This window comes from Blastococcus sp. TF02A-26 (assembly GCF_003319125.1).
GTDB lineage: Bacteria > Actinomycetota > Actinomycetes > Mycobacteriales > Geodermatophilaceae > Trujillonella.
Genome location: NZ_QOHG01000031.1, coordinates 12,719 through 29,957, shown reverse-complemented (window position 1 = coordinate 29,957; position 17,239 = coordinate 12,719). Strand labels below are relative to the sequence as shown.

General features: G+C 71.4%; 13 protein-coding genes. 3 read left to right on the top strand and 10 right to left on the bottom strand.

The annotated features are described in order from the left end of the window. Nucleotides 1-738: 738 nt before the first annotated feature. From DQ240_RS22590 to DQ240_RS22550, 9 genes are all read right to left on the bottom strand, one after another. Nucleotides 739-1,209: a pyridoxamine 5'-phosphate oxidase family protein gene (locus tag DQ240_RS22590; protein ID WP_113841965.1), complete on the bottom strand. Its 471-nt coding sequence runs from the start codon at nt 1,207-1,209 to the stop codon at nt 739-741. Between the two features lie 230 nt (nt 1,210-1,439). Continuing rightward, a complete protein-coding gene (locus DQ240_RS22585; RefSeq protein WP_113841964.1) occupies nt 1,440-1,802 on the bottom strand; it encodes a cupin in 363 nt (120 codons plus the stop codon). Nucleotides 1,803-1,969: 167 nt separating this feature from the next. Continuing rightward, the gene (locus DQ240_RS24580; protein ID WP_113841963.1) at nt 1,970-2,290 is read right to left on the bottom strand and encodes a hemerythrin domain-containing protein; all 321 of its coding nucleotides are present in this window, start codon (nt 2,288-2,290) and stop codon (nt 1,970-1,972) included. A 57-nt stretch (nt 2,291-2,347) separates the two neighbouring features. Then, nucleotides 2,348-3,541 carry a nitrate/nitrite transporter gene (locus DQ240_RS22575; protein WP_199589475.1) on the bottom strand — a complete coding sequence of 398 codons (1,194 nt, stop codon included), beginning with the start codon at nt 3,539-3,541 and terminating at the stop codon, nt 2,348-2,350. A gap of 59 nt (nt 3,542-3,600) precedes the next feature. Beyond that, the gene (narI, locus tag DQ240_RS22570) at nt 3,601-4,341 is read right to left on the bottom strand and encodes a respiratory nitrate reductase subunit gamma (protein ID WP_113841961.1); all 741 of its coding nucleotides are present in this window, start codon (nt 4,339-4,341) and stop codon (nt 3,601-3,603) included. Nucleotides 4,342-4,396: 55 nt separating this feature from the next. Then, entirely contained in the window at nt 4,397-5,095 is a 699-nt protein-coding gene (gene narJ, locus DQ240_RS22565; protein ID WP_113841960.1) for a nitrate reductase molybdenum cofactor assembly chaperone, read from the bottom strand. Further along, nucleotides 5,092-6,819: a nitrate reductase subunit beta gene (narH, locus tag DQ240_RS22560; RefSeq protein ID WP_113841959.1), complete on the bottom strand. Its 1,728-nt coding sequence runs from the start codon at nt 6,817-6,819 to the stop codon at nt 5,092-5,094. Before narH ends, narJ begins: the two co-directional genes overlap by 4 nt. Continuing rightward, nucleotides 6,819-10,532, bottom strand: a complete 3,714-nt coding sequence (locus DQ240_RS22555; RefSeq protein ID WP_113841958.1) for a nitrate reductase subunit alpha — start codon at nt 10,530-10,532, stop codon at nt 6,819-6,821. The genes narH and DQ240_RS22555 overlap by 1 nt, the downstream gene beginning before the upstream one ends. A 215-nt stretch (nt 10,533-10,747) precedes the next feature. Continuing rightward, nucleotides 10,748-11,566 carry a DUF2249 domain-containing protein gene (locus tag DQ240_RS22550; protein WP_113841957.1) on the bottom strand — a complete coding sequence of 273 codons (819 nt, stop codon included), beginning with the start codon at nt 11,564-11,566 and terminating at the stop codon, nt 10,748-10,750. Between the two features lie 65 nt (nt 11,567-11,631). On the opposite strand from DQ240_RS22550, the gene DQ240_RS22545 reads away from it, so the two are divergent. The 3 genes from DQ240_RS22545 to DQ240_RS24460 are packed head-to-tail and all read left to right on the top strand — an operon-like array spanning nt 11,632 to nt 16,122. Beyond that, nucleotides 11,632-12,360 carry a metalloregulator ArsR/SmtB family transcription factor gene (locus tag DQ240_RS22545; protein ID WP_113841956.1) on the top strand — a complete coding sequence of 243 codons (729 nt, stop codon included), beginning with the start codon at nt 11,632-11,634 and terminating at the stop codon, nt 12,358-12,360. Then, nucleotides 12,353-13,540: a hypothetical protein gene (locus tag DQ240_RS22540; RefSeq protein ID WP_199589474.1), complete on the top strand. Its 1,188-nt coding sequence runs from the start codon at nt 12,353-12,355 to the stop codon at nt 13,538-13,540. The genes DQ240_RS22545 and DQ240_RS22540 overlap by 8 nt, the downstream gene beginning before the upstream one ends. Next, entirely contained in the window at nt 13,537-16,122 is a 2,586-nt protein-coding gene (locus tag DQ240_RS24460) for a multicopper oxidase domain-containing protein (RefSeq protein WP_113841955.1), read from the top strand. Before DQ240_RS22540 ends, DQ240_RS24460 begins: the two co-directional genes overlap by 4 nt. A gap of 347 nt (nt 16,123-16,469) precedes the next feature. On the opposite strand, the gene DQ240_RS22530 is transcribed toward DQ240_RS24460, so the two are convergent. Next, nucleotides 16,470-17,105 (bottom strand): SRPBCC family protein, encoded by a 636-nt coding sequence (locus DQ240_RS22530; protein WP_147262067.1) that lies wholly within the window; start codon nt 17,103-17,105, stop codon nt 16,470-16,472. Between the last annotated feature and the right edge of the window lie 134 nt (nt 17,106-17,239).

Below are 17,239 nucleotides of genomic sequence, written 5' to 3'. Positions count from 1 at the left end.
CCATCGTGTGTTGTGTCCTTCCGCGAGAACCATTGGCGTGGTCTCGCTGACCATCACACGATGGCCCCTCTACGTGACACTCACGCGAACGGGACCTGGACTTACACCACCCGCAGGGACGTCACCCTAACGAACCAGCGGGTGCATGTCGATCGACTCGTCGCCAGCACCCTGCCGAGGGCAATGGAGACCGCTGAGTAGTCGCCCGGGCGCTGGGCCCGCCGGTGCCACAAGACGAGGGGCTGCACGAGCTCCGGCCCGGTGCGGCCGACGGGTTGACCGTGCAGGAATGCCGGGACGGCTCCGACGGCGTCCTACCGGGTACTCCCGTTGCCCCGTGCGGTGTGCTCGGCGAGGGGCTCGTCGTCGTGCCGACGACGTCGGTCACTGCCATGGGGACGTGTGCTACGCGCCGCACCCGGAGCCGGCAAAAAGGACCCTGGGCGCCGACGGCCCAGTGCGGTCGGGCGAGCCGGAGTCGGGCCCGTGTCCACGCTGAGGGAGACGTCGCCTCCCTCGCGGACCGAAGGCCACCAGCCGCGCTCGCCGGCGGTCATCAGGTCGCGGTGGTGACAACTGTTCGCTCGGACGTCCCGCGGCAGCCCGAACCGGCCTGTGTCGCGACTGCCATCGTCACGTCGTCACTGTCGGCAGCCTGTCACCCGTGGTCCCGAGTCAACGGCGCGAATGCGAGACCGTTGTAGTCGCTCACCGTCATGCGAGGTCACGACCGGCCGATCAGTCGATCGATGAGCGTCTTCCACCGGACAATGGCGTCTGCCATACGTCGGGGCTGGCGACCGCAAATCGCCGGCCACTCAGAGCTGTCGGAATGATGCGTATGAACCGGTCCTTGATTCCCGCCTGCCAGGGGTGGAGCGGCAGGTCGAGCGTGTCCATCATGTCTTGTCTTTTCAGGACCTCTTCGGCATTTCCCTTGACGACGACGCTCCAAGCTTCCGCCTCGTCGGCGTCGTAGCCGTCCGCTTCGAAAGCTACCGGCCAATCCGACAGTGAAGCGGAGAACTTCGTGCCAATTCCTGTACGGAACACGATGGTGCCGTGGTCCACCGCATAGTTGAGCGGAAATATGTCGGGATGGTCCCCGAGCCATATGGCGAGGCGGCCAATGCTGGTCGTGCGGAGTAGCGCCCAGCATGCGCTCCCCGACAACTCGACCACAGCGGGAACGCTGTTGTGGTCGTCCATGTCCTCAGTCTAGCCAGCCGTCGGAATTGTGGGATGTCCTGCTGGACCACCACGGTCGTCGGAGATGCAACCCTGACGCCCACCAGTCGCGTGCAGGCTCCGGACTGCCGACCGGCGGGTCCGTTCGAGAGCGGATACCCGGGACCGGCCGATGTGGCTGTGGTCGCCGCCCGCTGCGGTGGAGGCCGGGGCCGACCGGCCCGGCCTCTCTCGCAGCGGAGTGCCTCGACTCAGGCCCCTGTGGCCACTGCCACGCTCAGCAGTACGACGCTGTCCTCGTCGGCGTGCAGGCTGTGTCGCCGGTTCGGGATCGGGCTCAGTTGGTGGGCGCCGAGCTCGACGGAGTCGTCGCCGGCGACCAGCCGGACGCGGCCGCGGATCACCAGCAGCGTCGCCGGCCCGGGACTCTCGTGCTCGCTCAGTTCCTCTCCGGTGTTGAGCGCGATCACCGTCTGCCGCAGCCCGTCGACGGGGTGCGGCAGGGTGCGCCCGGCTCTGCCGGCGCGTGCCGACCCTGCCTGCTCGAGCAGTTCCGTCCCGAGCGACTGCAGGTCGATCGGCGTGGACGCATCGCGTGCGCTGGTGGAATCCATCCCGGACTCGATCTCCCCTCCTCGGCGTCTCCGTCAGCCCCATCGTGCCGCCCCGGAGCTGTCACGGCGACCGCGCGCCCCGATGCCGGCGATGGGAGATCAAGGGGTCAACGGGCGGGGAGCGGTCGGCCTTGGGCATGCTCGTGCTCCCAGCGGTCCATCGCGTCCTAGTCACTGCCATCTAGCGTCGCCGGAGCCGCGGGGAACAGCCGTAGTCCTCCTTGTACATGTGCTCGTCCAGCTCGTGGAGGACCTGCAGGACGCCGTCCCGCCACCGCTGCGCGGCCCTCGGCCGGGACGTCGTCCAGGTCGTCCGCGGCGTCGTAGAGCCCGGCGTGCTCGCCTTCGAGCACAGCGACGTGACGCACCAGCTCAGCGCTGCGACGCAGCATCGGGAACAGCGAGCCTTCCTCCTTGGCCACGTGCGGGCCCAGGACGAGCAGCAGTTCGTCGAAAAGGGCGCGGGCCTCATCGCCGTCGCGGGTGATCCCGCCGTCACCAGGAGCAAGGCGGGGTGCCCGTCCGGCATGCCCGTACCGGGCGTGTCATCGGCGCTGCACGCGCTCGCCCTCCGCTGGAGTGGTCACGGGTCGACCGACCGACCGCATGCCCCAGGCGGTGTAGACGGCAGCGACCAGGGCGGTCGCGGCCAGCAGCCACAGACCGGGCTTGTAGTTCCCGGCCCAACCGTAGATCGCCCCCATCACCAGCGGCGGTGCGAAGCCCCCCAGTCCACCGGCCGCGCCCACGATCCCGGTCACCGCTCCCACCTTGCCCGGCGGCGCGGCGATCGCGACCAACGCGAACACGGCACCGGAGGAAGCGCCCAGGGCGGCCGCCATCGCCAGGAACGCGACGGTGCCGGTCCACTCCAGTGGCCGCTCCAGCGCGGACACGGCGGCGAACACCGTCACGACGGCGAAGCAGGCGACGAGGACGGGCACCGGGTGCAGGCGGTCGGACAGCAGGCCGCCGACCGGCCGCATGACGACTGCCAGGACGACGAAGCCGGCGGTGCGCAGCGCCGCGTCGCCGGCGTCCAGCGCGAACGCGTCCCGCAGATAGGTGGGCAGGTAGACGCTGAACGCCACGAACCCACCGAAGCCGACCGCGTAGAGGAACGACAGCTGCAGCGTGACGGGCAGCGTGAAGGTCTCCCACGTCCGGCGCAGGAAGCTGCCACCGGCAGGCGCCGGCCGGTCCGGAGCGTCCCGGAGCAGCAGCCAGGAGACGACGGCGTAGATCGCGAGCAGGACGGCGACCAGGGTGAAGGGGAACTCGAGGCCGACCGATCTGCGCAGCTGCACGGTGCTGAACGCGGAGATCGCAGTGCCGCCCATCCCGGCACCGAAGATGCCCAGCGCCGTTCCACGCTTGGCCGGCGGGAACCACGCGTTGACCAGCGGGACGCCGACCGCGAACGTCGTCCCGCCCAGGCCGAGCACGAACCCGCCGAGCAGCATCAGGGCGTAGCTGTCGCTGGCCACGTAGCCGATGAAGAGGACCGGGACGATGGTGAGGGCGCTCAGCAGCGGGAACATGGTGCGTGCCCCGAACCGGTCCGTGAGCGCCCCGACGGGGATGCGCCCCAGCGAGCCGACGATCACCGGCACGGCGACCAGCAGCGACTTCTCCAGGGCACTGAGGCCCAGCGCCTCGGTGTAGAAGGCACCCAGCGGGCTGATCAGCGCCCACGCCCAGAAGTTGATGGCGAAGCCGACGGTCGCGATCGCCAGCATCGTCCAGGCCTGGCGCGGTACCGCTGACCCGGTCGCCGCTCCGGGTGCTGGCGCCGCGCTCATCGACGACCGCCTCCCACCCGGTCCCAGCCTCTCGGCGTCGGTCGGTTCCCGAGCTGCCGGTCACGGCTGCGGTAGACGATGTAGGGCCGGGTGAAGTAGCCCAGCGGCGCGCTGAAGACGTGCACGAGCCGCGTGAAGGGCCAGATCGCGAAGAGCACCAGGGCTGACAGCGCGTGCAACTGGAAGCCGAGACCGGCCTCAGTCATCAGCTCCGGCTGCGGGTTGAAGTAGAAGATGCTGCGGAACCACGGTGAGACGGTGTCGCGGTAGTCGACGCCCTCGTGCCCCACTGCGCCCAGCACGGTGTTGCTCATCCCGAACAGGATCGTCAGGGTCAGGACCAGGTACATGAGCTTGTCGTTCCTGGTCGTGGCGCTGAAGACCGGCCCGACGGTGCGCCGCCGGTAGATGAGGATCGCCAGGCCGACCAGGGTACCGATCCCGGCGATCGCCCCGACCCCGATGGCGAGGGCGTGGTACGCGCCCTCGGAGAGCCCGACGGCCTCGGTCCAGGACTTCGGGATGCCCAGACCCATGACGTGCCCGACGAGCACGAACAGGATCCCGAAGTGGAACAGCGGGCTGCCCCAGCGCAGCAGGCGCCGCTCGTAGAGCTGGCTGGAGCGGGTGGTCCAGCCGAACTTGTCGTACTTGTACCGCCAGTAGTGCCCGACGACGAAGATCGCCAGGCTGACGTACGGGACGACGACCCAGAGCAGGATGTCGACGGCGTTCATTCCGGGGTCCCCGCGACGACGTGGAGCCTCAGCGGAGCGTGTTCGTGGGGTGTTCTCATGCGGGGGCTCCTGCGGACGCGCCGGGCGTGGGCTGGGGGATGAACTCCGGTGGCGCGAACGGCAGCGCGCCGTACGGATCGAGCCCGACCTCCTCGCCGGGTGGGCCCTCCTGCGCCAGCCGCAGCACGGCCGCGCGGTCGGCGGCCTCCACCGGCGGGAGGGTGGCCGAGACGGCCCGCAGCACCGCGGCGTACGGCGATCGGCGCTCCTCCAGTGCCAGCCGGATCAGCTCGAGGCCGGGGCGGTACTCGGTCAGGAGTCGCTCACCGCGGGCGGCGTCGCCGGTCGCGGTGAACTCCAGGACGACGGCGAGGTGGTCCGGCAGCTCCTCGTCGGACAGGGTCATCCCCGCTCGGGAGTACAGGTGCTTGAACTGGACGAGGGCCATGCCGCGCTTGCGCGTGTCGCCGTGCGTGAAGTACGTCAGGTAGAGGCAGCAGCGCCGCCGCAGGTCGAACGTCTCCACGTACTGAGCCTGCTGCTCCTCCAGCGGCGTGGTCTCGACGTGGTCCAGGAACCGCCCCAGCGGCCCCGCGAGATCCGCCGGCAGCGGCGCGACCGCGGCCCGCAGCAGCGGGAGGCGAGCCAGCAGGTCCTCGTCCGGGTATCCGAGCAGCAAGGACGCCGCCTGGCGGGCGGTGGCCAGGTCGGCGGCTGACGGCTCCGACCGACGCGACAGGAACCGGGGGCTCACGGCTTGGGCTCCGTGACCGCGGGCGAGTCCTCGCCGACGCCTCCGCCGTCCGGGCGGTGCAGCGCCGCGGACTCCTCGGGACGCGTCGGGAACAGCCCTTCCGGAGCGCCCTTGCCGTCCCAGTTGAGCAGGTTGACCCGCTGGGCCTTGTCTCCCGGTGCCGCCATGGTGTCGCTGGTCTGCCGCGCGGCCAGCATGTGGAAGTTCTCCACCGCGATCGGCGTCGACCCACCCGAGGTCTCGCCGAACGGCCCCCAGCCGCCCATGCCCGGGCCCTCGTCGTAGTCCAGGGAGCACCCGGTGTCGAACTCCTCGCGCTCGGGTCCCTGCTCGGCGTGGATGGTCGGGATCACGTAGCGCTCGTCGTACTTGGCGATGGCCAGCAGCCGGTGCATGTCCTCGATGTCCCGGCCGGTCATACCGACCGCGGCCGCGATCGACTCGTCGGCCGGCCGGCCCAGGTTGAGGTCGCGCATGTAGGAGCGCATCGCCCCGAGTTTCTTGAGCACTCCGGTGACGAGGTTCGTGTCACCGGCGGTGAACAGCTCGGCCAGGTACTCGACCGGGATCCGCAACGACTCGATCGCGCCGAAGATGTTCCCGGCATCCTCGCCGTCGTGCCCGGTCTCGGTGAGGGCGTCGACCACGGGGGACAGTGGCGGGATGTACCAGACCATCGGCATGGTCCGGTACTCCGGGTGTAGCGGCAGCGCCACCTCGAACCTGTTGATGAGCGCGTAGATCGGGGAGCGCTGGGCTGAGTCGATCCAGTCGCGGGAGATGCCGGCCTCCTCGGCGGCACGGACGACCTGCGGATCGTGCGGGTCCAGGATGATCGACCGCTGGGCCATGTAGAGGTCCTGGTCGCCCGGGGTGGACGCCGCCTCGAGCACGCGGTCGGCGTCGTAGAGCACGATGCCGATGTAGCGCAGCCGGCCGACGCAGGTCTCCGAGCAGACCGTCGGGATGCCCACCTCCACGCGCGGGAAGCAGAACGTGCACTTCTCGGCCTTGCCGGTGCGGTGGTTGAAGTACACCTTCTTGTACGGGCAGCCGGTCACGCATTGCCGCCAGCCTCGGCAGCGGTCCTGGTCGACCAGGACGATGCCGTCCTCTTCCCGCTTGTAGATGGCGCCCGACGGGCAGGAGGCCGCGCAGGACGGGTTGATGCAGTGCTCGCAGATCCGCGGCAGGTAGAACATGTACGTCTGTTCGAACTTCTCCTTGATCTCCGCGGAGATCCGCTTCAGGACCGGATCCTCCTGGGTGAGCTCCGGCGCCCCGCCGAGGTTGTCGTCCCAGTTCGCGCTCCACTCGATGGTCATGGGCTTGTTCGTCAGCAGCGACCGCGGTTGCGCGACCGGGGTGTGCTCCTGGACCGGGGCGTTGGTCAACGTCTCGTAGTCGTAGGTCCAGGGCTCGTAGTAGTCGTTGATCGACGGCTGGACCGGGCTGGAGAAGATCGTGAGCAACCGCTTGAGCCGGCTCCCGGTGCGCAGCCGCAGCTTTCCGTTGCGCCCGACCTGCCAGCCACCCCGCCACTTCTCCTGATCCTCGTAGGTGCGCGGATACCCCTGACCCGGCCGGGTCTCCACGTTGTTGAACCAGACGTACTCGACGCCGCTGCGGTTGGTCCACGCCTGCTTGCAGGTGACCGAGCACGTGTGGCAGCCGATGCACTTGTCCAGGTTCATGACCATGCCCATCTGGGCCATGACCCTCATCAGTACGTCACCTCCTGGTTGCGGCGGCGGATGACGGTCACTTCGTCGCGCTGGTTGCCCGTCGGTCCGAGGTAGTTGAACGCGAACGACAGCTGCGCGTAGCCACCGATCAGGTGCGTGGGCTTGAGGAACAACCGGGTGAGGGAGTTGTGGATCCCGCCGCGCTTGCCGGAGGTCTCGGTGAGCGGCACGTCGATGAGCCGGTCCTGCGCGTGGTGCATGTAGACCGTGCCCTCCGGCATCCGGGACGACACGATCGCCCGGGCCACGACGACGCCGTTGCGGTTGACGGCCTCGATCCAGTCGTTGTCCCGCACCCCGACCTTGGCGGCGTCCTGGGTGCTCATCCAGATCGTCTGGCCGCCGCGCGACAGCGACAGCATAAAGAGGTTGTCCTGGTACTCCGAGTGGATCGACCACTTGTTGTGCGGGGTCAGGTACCGGACGGTGATGCCCAGCTCTCCCGTGTCCCCGACGTGCGGCTCACCGAACAGCGTGTGCATGTCCAGCGGTGGCCGGAACACGGGCAGGTTCTCGCCCGCCTCGGTCATCCAGTCGTGGTCGAGGAAGAAGTGCATGCGACCGGTGAGGGTGTGCCACGGCTTGAGCCGCTCCACGTTGATGGTGAAGGGCGAGTACCGCCGTCCGCCGTGCTCGCTGCCCGACCACTCCGGTGAGGTGATCACTGGAGTCGGCCGGGCCTGGGTGTCGCTGAACGTGATCAGCTTGCCTTCGTGCTCGGCGGCCAGGTCGGCCATCTGCGTGCCGGTCCGTTCCTCGGCGAACCGGAATCCCTGCGTCGCCAGCCGCCCGTTCGTCGTGCCGGACAGCGCCAGGATGGTCTCGCACCAGTGCACGTCGCGGACCAGCGCCGGCCGGCCCGCCGCGACGCCGTCCCGCATGACGCCGTTCTTGTGCCGGAGGTACTCGACCTCCTTGTCGGGCTTGGTCGTGACGCCCTTGACCTGCAGGCCGAGGTCCTCCACCAGCGGCCCGAGCGCCGACCACTTCTGCGCGATCGCCCCGTAGTCCCGCTCCTGGACGACGAACTTGGGCATCGTCTTGCCCGGGACGGGATCGCACTCGCCGGCCTTCCAGTCCCGCACCACCCCTCTGGGGTTGGCCAGTTCGTCGGGGGTGTCGTGCAGGAGTGGCAGTGCCATGAGGTCCTTGCGGACACCCAGGTGCGTGGCGGCGAGCCGGCTGAACTGACGGGCGATGGTGCCGAACGCGTCGAAGTCGGTGCGGGTCTCCCACGGCGGCGCAATGGCCGGGTTGAACGAGTGCACGTAGGGGTGCATGTCCGTGGTGTTGAGGTCGTGCTTCTCGTACCAGGTGGCGGCCGGGAGGGTGATGTCGGAGTAGATCGTGGTGCTGGTCATCCGGAAGTCCAGCGCGAGCAGGAGGTCCAATTTGCCGGTGGGCGCCTCGTTCCACCAGACCAGGTCCTTCGGGCGGGCTTGGGGCGGCGCCTCGTCGGCGCGGACGGCGTTGTCGGCGCCGAGCAGGTGCTTGAGGAAGTACTCGTTGCCCTTCGCCGACGAGCCGAGCAGGTTGGCCCGCCAGATCGTCAGCACCCGCGGGAAGTTCTCCGGCGCGTCCGGGTCCTCGGCGGCGAATCGCAGGCTGCCGTCGCGGAGGCCGTCGAGAACGTGCTCGGCGGGTTGCTTCCCGGCGGCGGCGGCCTCGTCGGCGAGGTCGAGCGGATTGCGGTTGAACGTCGGGTAGGACGGCATCCAGCCCATCCGTGCCGACTGCGCGAGGACGTCGGCCGGCGTCCTGCCGTCGAAGCGTCCCTCGCCCAGCGGGGACGCGAAGCCGTCCAGCGTCGTCTGGTCGTAGCGCCACTGGTCGGTGTGCAGGTACCAGTAGGCGGTCTGGATCATCTGCCGCGGTGGCCGGGCCCAATCCAGGGCCGAGGCCAGGGTCATCCAGCCGGTGACCGGGCGGCACTTCTCCTGGCCGACGTAGTGCGCCCAGCCGCCTCCGTTCACGCCTTGGCAGCCGGTGAGCGTGGTCAGCGTCAGGAACGCCCGGTAGATGGTGTCGGAGTGGAACCAGTGGTTGGTGCCGGCGCCCATGATGATCATGGACCGTCCGCCGGATTCATCGGCGTTCTGCGCGAATTCCCGGCCGATCCGTGCCGCGGCAGCCGCCGGCACGCCGGTGAACTGCTCCTGCCAGGCCGGGGTGTAGGGCTGAGAGGCGTCGTCCAGGCCGGTGGGCCACTCGCCCGGGAGCCCGGCGCGGCCGACCCCGAACTGGGCGAGCAGCAGGTCGTACACCGTGGTCACCAGGTGCTTGCCGATCCGCCGCACCGGCACGCCCCGGCGCATGACCGCGCCCTCACCGCGGGGTGTGTCGAACCGGGCCAGGTCGACGGTCACCGTCTCCGCCGCGCCCTCGTACAGGCTCAGCAGCGGGTCGACCTCGCCGAGGTCGAGGTTCCACCGGCCCTTGCCCGACTCGCCGAAGCGGAAGCCCAGCGAGCCGTTCGGCACGTGCGGCTCCCCGGTCGCCGAGTCGACCAGCACGGTCTTGAACTCCGCGCCCTCGGCGACGTCCCCCAGGTCGGCGGCGGTGAGGAACTTGCCGGGCACGTAGCCGTCCCCGCGGGGGGTGAGGGTGAGCAGGAACGGCAGGTCGGAGTACCGCTTCACGTACTCGGTGAACCGGGGCACCTGCCGGTCGACGAAGAACTCCCGGAGCACGACGTGGCCCATCGCCATCGCCAGCGCGCCGTCGGTCCCGGGATGCGGGGCGAGCCAGTCGTCGGCGAACTTCGTCGCGTCGGAGTAGTCCGGGCTCATCACGACGACCTTCTGGCCGCGGTAGCGGGCCTCGGTCATCCAGTGCGCGTCCGGTGTCCGGGTGACCGGCACGTTGGAGCCCCAGAGGATCAGGTAGGAGGCGTCCCACCAGTCACCGGACTCCGGAACGTCGGTCTGGTCGCCGAACACCTGCGGCGAGGCGACCGGCAGGTCGGCGTACCAGTCGTAGAACGACAGCATCGGGGCGCCGATGAGCGACATGAACCGGGCGCCCGCGGCGTGCGAGACCATCGACATCGCCGGGATCGGCGAGAAGCCGGCGATCCGGTCGGGCCCGTACTTCTTGATCGTGTGCACGTGGGCGGCGGCGATCATCTCGGTCGCCTCGTCCCAGGACGCCCGGATCAGCCCGCCCTTGCCGCGCTGCGACTTGTAGCGCCGGGCCTTCTCCGGGTCGTCGACGATGTCGGCCCAGGCGAGCACCGGGTCACCGAGCCGCTGACGGGCCTCGCGGTACATCTGCAGCAGCGAGCCGCGGACGTACGGGTACCGGACCCGGGTGGGCGAGTACGTGTACCAGGAGAAGGCGGCGCCGCGCGGACAGCCGCGGGGCTCGTACTCCGGCCGGTCGGCGCCGGTCGACGGGTAGTCGGTCTGCTGCGCCTCCCAGGTGATGATCCCGTCCTTGACGTAGACCTTCCAGGAACAGGAGCCGGTGCAGTTCACGCCATGGGTGGAGCGGACGACCTTGTCGTGGCTCCACCGGTCCCGGTAGAAGCTGTCGGCGTCGCGGCCGCCGATCTGGTGCAGGGACCGGAGGTCGGCGCTGACCTCGCCGTTGCGGAAGTATCGGGAGGTCTTGACGAGGGCCTCGGAGAGGCCGCTGTCGAACCCCGTGTTCCTCTCGGGCGCGTCCGCGCCGTCCTGCCGCGTGACCGTCACAGCCCTGCCCCTCCGGGGCACACCTGCGCCGTCCCGACGCCGACGTCCCCTCGTCGCTGGTCGTGTGGTTCGACCCTGGCACAGCGCACCGGTCCCCGCAGGCCACACGGGGTTCCGGCCGGTGGCGTCAGCGCGCCGTCGAGGAGGAGCCGGCCGGCGGTCTCCGGCCACTCCCGACGGCCTGACCAGGAACGCTGTGGTCGTGCGCCTCGTGGTCAGGCACGGGTCAGCCGCAGCCGCCACGCCTCGGGGCCGCGCTCTTCGTAGTCGACGGCCAGGGCGCCGCCCGTGCGGGCGGAGAGCTGACGCAGGAGCGGCAGCGGGTCGTGCGGCGCCACCAGGAGGAGGGCTCCGCCGTCGGGGACGGCGTCGAAGGCCCCGAAGACGGTGGCGTGGCGGATGGCGTGCGGAACCTCCCGCACGTCGAGGACCGGGATGTCGGTCTCGTCGTGGCCTCCGCAGCCGCAGCTGACCCTGCCGGGCGCGGTGGTCGTCTCGTCGGGCCCGTGCCCGTGCCCGTGCTCGCCCAGCAGTTCGTGCATCCCGGCGAGAACACCGGCCAGTGAGGTGTGCGGATCGGCCGCGACCACCGGCAGCAGGAGGTCGTTCTCCTTGGCCAGGTGGGTGGCGAACAGGACCCGAAGCGCGTGGACGCAGGCGGCCGCACGGGCGGGCTCGCCGGCTTCCCGGAGCTCCCCGACCAGCCCCTCGAGCACGCGGTGCTCGGCCAGCATCGCGTCCACGAGGAGCCGCAGCCGCTCCGCCGCGGCGGCGACCGGGTAGAGCGCGCGCTCCTCGGCCGCTGCGTGCGGGAGCAGTTCGCCGGTGAGGAAGTCGAGCGCGGCGGTCCGGGCCCGGAGGAAGCCGGCACCGCCGGGGGCGGTCGCCGCGGTGAGCAGGGCGTCGACGTGGCCGGCGAGCCGGCCGGCGAGCTCGGCGTGGTGCCGGCGGACCGCCTCCACGGCGGCGGCGTCGTCGGCGGTCGAGGCCAGGACGACATCGGTGGTCGTCGCGGGGGCGAGGGTGGTGGTCACGGGGTGTCTCCCTCCTGGACCGACCCTGCTGGTCGGCCGAGCGACAATTTACTACACTGACCTCCGTGAAAAACAAGGTCGACGTCCCACTGGGTCCGTCCCCGGTGCGCGGCTCGGGCGGAGCCGCGCTGTCCGGTGCCCGCGGCGCGGTGCTGGAGCGGCTGCAGAGGTCGCCGGGATGGATCACCGTCGCCGGCCTCGCCGCGGAGCTCGAGGTGCACCAGAACACCGTTCGCGAGCACCTGGACGCCCTCGTCGAGCGGGGACTGGCCATCCGGGAGAGGGCGGCTGCCCGAGGGCGGGGCCGGCCGGCTTGGCGGTACGCCGCGGCGATCGACCGCGCCGAGCCCGATGCCCGGGTGCGGGACTACGCCGGCCTGGCCGGCGCGCTCGCCGGTCACCTCGCCCGCACTGCCGCTGATCCGGGCGCCGCCGGCCTGGAAGTCGGGTACGAGTGGAGCCGCACTCTCGTGGCGACCGCGGGCGAAGTCCGGCCCCGCGGCCCGCACACCGGCCCGCGGCACCGTGTCGTGGACCTGCTCGACGACCTCGGGTTCGCACCCGACGCGGACGACGCGGCGACCACCGTCGCCCTCCGGCGCTGCCCGCTGCTGGATGCCGCTCGGCAGCACCCGGAGGTGGTCTGCCAGGTCCATCTCGGCATCGTCCGCGGTGTCCTCGACCACCACGGCGGCGATTCCGGGCCGACCGCCCTCCTGCCCTTCGCCGAGCCGGGCGCCTGCCGCCTGCACCTCGACACGGCTGCCGTCTCCGCCGGCGGTCGCCATGAGTGAGGTCGCGGCGCTCCCGCCATCCGCGCCGGTCAAGCGGCCGGACGGGGACGGGAGGTCCCGCGCCGAGACCGGGGCGTCACGCCGGTCGTCCGCCGGCCGGCTGCTGCTCCTGGTGCCCGGCGGCGTGGCGTTGCTGGCGGGTCTGGACGCCGCCCTGCTGCTGCTGGACCTGCCGGCGCCGGTTCGGCTCGACCGGCTGCCGCAAGTGCACGGGATGCTCCTCGTCCTCGGCTTCGTCGGCACCCTGGTCGCTCTGGAGCGGGCGGTCGCGCTGCGCCGGAGGGCCGGCTTCCTGGCCCCGGCACTGCTGGGCACCGGCGGGCTCCTGCTGCTCGCCCCGGTGCCGCTGCGGCTGGGACAGGCGGTGCAGCTGCTCGGCGCGGCAGCGTTCGTGGCCGTCTACGTGGCGCTGTGGCGGCGGCAGCGCGACGACGCGGTTCTGGTGCAGGCGCTCGGTGCCGTCCTGGCCGCCGGGGCGCTGATCCTCTGGCTCGGTGGCGTCCCGGTCCCCCTGCTGCTGCCCTGGCTGGTGGGCTTCGTCGTCCTCACCATCGGCGGCGAGCGGCTGGAGCTGGCCCGGCTGACGCTGGGACCGGGAGCCGGGACGACCCTGGTGCTGCTCGCGGCGGGCCTGCTGGGCGGGATCGTCGCCGCGCTGCTCTGGCCCCGGACCGGAGCGGTGCTGCTGGGCGTCGCGCTGCTGGTGCTCGTCGGCTGGCTCGCGTCGCACGACGTGGCCCGGCGGACCATCCGGGCACGGGGGCTGACCCGGTTCATGGCCGGCTGCATGCTCGCCGGCTACTTCTGGCTCGCCGTCGCCGGCGCGGTCTGGACGGTCGGCGGAGCCGCGACCACGGGAACGCGCTACGACGCGGTGGTCCACGCGGTCTTCCTGGGCTTCACGATCTCGATGATCATGGCCCACGCCCCGGTGATCCTCCCCGCCGTGCTGCGCCGGCCGCTGCCGTACCACCCGGTGCTGGTGGTCCCGGCCGTGCTGCTGCACGGCTCCCTCGCCCTGCGGCTCTGGGTCGGGGACGCGCTCGGCTCCGAAGCGGCCTGGCGCTGGGGCGGCGTGCTCAACATCGCCGCGGTGACGCTGTTCGTCCTGCTGGCAGTCGGATCGGTGGTCGCCGGCTCAGAAATCCGGGCCGGGCGTGGCGAGAGGCTGCGGCGATGAGCCGATCGACGGGCCAGGAGAAGGGGTTCTGGCCCTTGCGCGACCTACCCGTGGTGCTCTGGCTCATCGCTGCGGTGCTGGTGTCGCTGGTGCACCCGGTCCTGCCGGCCCCGCGGTGGCTGCTCATCCACCTGGTCCTGCTCGGCGCGATCAGCCACGCGATCCTGGTCTGGAGCCAGCACTTCGCCGACGCCCTCCTGCACACCGCACCCGACCCGCGGGACCGCCGGGTGCGGTCACGGCGCCTGATCCTCCTCAACGGTGGCGCACTCCTGGTCATGGTCGGCGTCAGCTCCGCCGCCTGGCCGCTCACCGTCACCGGCGCGAGCGCTGTGGTCGGCGCGGTCGGCTGGCACGGCATAGCGCTGGCCCGGCAGTTGCGCCGGTCGCTGCCGGGCCGGTTCCGGTCGGCGGTCCGGTACTACCTGGCGGCCGCCGCGTTCCTGCCGGTGGGAGCCGCCCTGGGCACGCTGCTCGCCCGTGGACTGGCCGATCCATGGCACGACCGCGCGACGCTGGCCCACGCGACCGTCAACGTCCTCGGCTGGATGGGCCTGACCATCGTCGGCACCCTGGTCACGCTCTGGCCCACGATGCTGCACGCCCGCATCCCCGACGACGCCGAGCGCACGGCCCGCCGGGCCCTGCCCGTGCTCGTGGCCGCCCTCGCCGTCGCCGTCGGCGGTGCCCTCACCGGCCCTCCGGCCGTCGTGGCCGCAGGACTGGCCGGGTACGTCGGCGGCCTCGTCATGGTGGCGAAGGCCCTGGTCACCAGCGCTCGCGCGCGACCGCCGTCGTCCTACCCGACCTGGTCGGTGGCCGCCGGCCTGGCGTGGCTGGTCGGGTGCCTGGCCGCGGCAACGGTGCTGGTGGGGACGGCGGACACGTGGCCGGATGCGGGTGAGCGGTTCCGCTGGCTGACGCCCTTCCTCGCCGCCGGCTTCGGCTCCCAGGTGCTGCTCGGCGCGTTGTCCCACCTGGTCCCGGTGGCCCTCGGCGGTGGCGCGGGGCCGGTGCGGGCGGCCATCGCGGCCTTCGACCGTGGTGGGGCGCTGCGGATCGCCGTCGTGAACGCCGGTCTGCTCGTCTGCGTGCTGCCCGTGCCCAGCGTCGTGCGGGTTCTCGCCTCGATGCTGGTGCTCGCCGGACTGGCTGCCTTCCTGCCCCTGCTGTTCGTCGCCATTCGCGCGAGCCGACGGGCGAAGCGCGGTGCCACCATGCCGGTGCCGGCCGGGCGGCCCGCCGGCCAGGTCACCGGACTGGCCGCCACCGGGATCGCCGCGGTGGTGGTCGCCGTCGCGGCCGGCGTGGCGATCGATCCCGGCGCGCTCGCGGACGTGCGCGCGATGGCCGCGCCGTCGACCGAGGTGGTCGCCACAGGGCGGACGTCGACCGTCCGGGTCGAGGCCCAGGACATGCGCTTCACCCCGGAGGTCGTCGAGGTGCCCGCCGGTGACCAACTGCTGATCGAGCTGGTGAACACCGACGACACGGTGCACGACCTGGTGCTCAGCTCAGGACCGGAGAGCGGCCGGCTGGCACCGGGGGAGACGGCGACGATCGACGCCGGGGTGGTCGGCGGTGACCTGGATGGCTGGTGCTCGGTGGTCGGTCACCGCCAGATGGGCATGACGCTGCAGGTCCGAGCGGTCGGCGGGACGGCGGCGGAATCGCATCACGAGACACCCGGTCAGGCGGCGAGCGCGGCCGACGAGCTGGACTTCGCCGCCGAGGTGGACGAGGGGTTCACCGCCCACGACCCCGTACTGCCGCCGCTCGGGGACGAGCGCCTGCACCGGATCACACTTCCCGTGTCCGAGGCGGAGCGGGAGGTGGCCCCCGGGGTCACCCAACGCCTCTGGACGTTCGGCGGGACAGCGCCCGGCCCGGTGCTGCACGGCCGGGTGGGGGACGTCTTCGAGGTCACCCTGGTCAACGACGGCACGATCGGGCACTCGATCGACTTCCACGCCGGTGCGCTCGCACCGGACGAGCCGATGCGGACCATCCCGCCCGGGGAGTCGCTCGTCTACCGCTTCACGGCCACCCGTGCCGGCGTGTGGATGTACCACTGCTCGACCATGCCGATGTCGGCGCACATCGCCAACGGCATGTTCGGCGCGGTGGTGATCGAGCCACCGGACCTGCCTCCGGTGGACCGCAGCTACCTGCTGGTGCAGTCCGAGCTCTACCTGGGCCCGCAGGGCGGCACGGTCGACACAGACAAGCTGGCCGAGGAGCGCCCCGACGCGGTGACGTTCAACGGGTACGCCAACCAGTACGACGCCCGCCCGCTGGAGGCCGCGGTCGGCGAACGGGTGCGCATCTGGGTGCTCGACGCCGGACCCAACCGGGCCACCAGCTTCCACGTCGTCGGCGGCCAGTTCGACACCGTCTACGCGGAGGGCAACTACCTGCTGCGGCCCGGTGCGGAAGGCAGCCAGGCGCTGGCGCTCATGCCCGCGCAGGGAGGGTTCGTCGAGCTGTCCTTCCCGGAAGCCGGCCGGTATCCCTTCGTCTCGCACGTCATGGTCGACGCCGAACGTGGCGCGCACGGCATCGTCGAAGTGAGCGCTCCGTGAACGACGGCCCGGAGGGCGGTCGACGGCCCGTCAGCGCCAATTTCCTGGTGGCACATCGGAGGTCCGGCGGTTTGCGGCCGCGGACCGCCTGGCCACCAGATCGCTCCCGGACACGGCCGCACCCGTGGGCTGGACGCCGCCCAGGATCAGGTCGTCCGAACCGGGGGACGCGCTTGGCCCCGACGAGCGCATCGTCGTCCTCTCCGCATCACCTGCTCAACGCGCGGATCGGGACGGACCCTCGCGCGTACGGCGATGCGGGGAGGTCGTGCTGATCGTGGCCAAGTGGGCCGACCTCCAGCTCCCGGGGGCGGCGGCGCACGGCTATCCCACGGACGTCGTCACGGTCACGGATCGTCGCTCGTCGCTTCGGCGGGCACCGGAGCGCCCGCGGCGAAACCTCGCTCGGCGTGCGCGGCGATGCCGCGCAGCATCCGACGGGTCATGACGAGCCTGACCGGTTCCACGGCCCGGATCGCGATGCGGAGGCGGTGCTCGCGTGGCCGGTGGGTGCGCCAGCGCGACAGCAGCCGGCACCGGTCGGAGCCGTGCGGGAGTACGTGGAAGGACCACACCGAGTTCCACGGGTGCTCGGGACAGGACTGGCGAAGTACCAGCGCCCGACCGGGAAGCACCTGAGCCACCGGGAAGAAGGAGCCGGCGGGCATCGGCCCGTAGCCCTCGGGCACTACGACGACGCGGTCGCCGGGGGCCAGATCCTGCCACTCCTCGCGGATCTCGCCGGTGGATCGGGTGCCCAGACCGATCAGGTTCTCCAGCCAGTCGTAGCTGTACATGCCTCCGCGACCCCTGCCGATCTGCACCAGCCAGGGCCAGACAACCTCCGCGGGCGCGTTGACCGTCGTGGCGAGGGTCGTCTGCTCGAACGGGTCGGGCACCAGTTCGTCCCCGGGCAATGAGAGTTCGGCTTCACCCGAGGTGGCGCCCCAATTCCGTGTGTCGTGCAGCAGTCGTGCAGCCACGGCCGCGGTCCCGGCGGTGGTGGCGAGTGCTCGGATCACGTGTCTGCCCTCCCTGGGAAGACGTCGAGGCGGAATGGGTCATCGTCGGCGTGAGACGGCGGTGATGGAGCTCGAGCCGCTTGGACCGCCCGTTT

Bases quoted from the DNA above. Each gene is read 5' to 3' on its own strand.
- DQ240_RS22590 (WP_113841965.1), bottom strand. From the start codon at position 1,209: ATGGACGACCACAACAGCGTTCCCGCTGTGGTCGAGTTGTCGGGGAGC.
- DQ240_RS24460 (WP_113841955.1), top strand. From the start codon at position 13,537: ATGAGCCGATCGACGGGCCAGGAGAAGGGGTTCTGGCCCTTGCGCGAC.
- narH (WP_113841959.1), bottom strand. From the start codon at position 6,819: ATGAGGGTCATGGCCCAGATGGGCATGGTCATGAACCTGGACAAGTGC.
- DQ240_RS22575 (WP_199589475.1), bottom strand. From the start codon at position 3,541: ATGCTGGCGATCGCGACCGTCGGCTTCGCCATCAACTTCTGGGCGTGG.
- DQ240_RS22585 (WP_113841964.1), bottom strand. From the start codon at position 1,802: ATGGATTCCACCAGCGCACGCGATGCGTCCACGCCGATCGACCTGCAG.
- narI (WP_113841961.1), bottom strand. From the start codon at position 4,341: ATGAACGCCGTCGACATCCTGCTCTGGGTCGTCGTCCCGTACGTCAGC.
- DQ240_RS22540 (WP_199589474.1), top strand. From the start codon at position 12,353: ATGAGTGAGGTCGCGGCGCTCCCGCCATCCGCGCCGGTCAAGCGGCCG.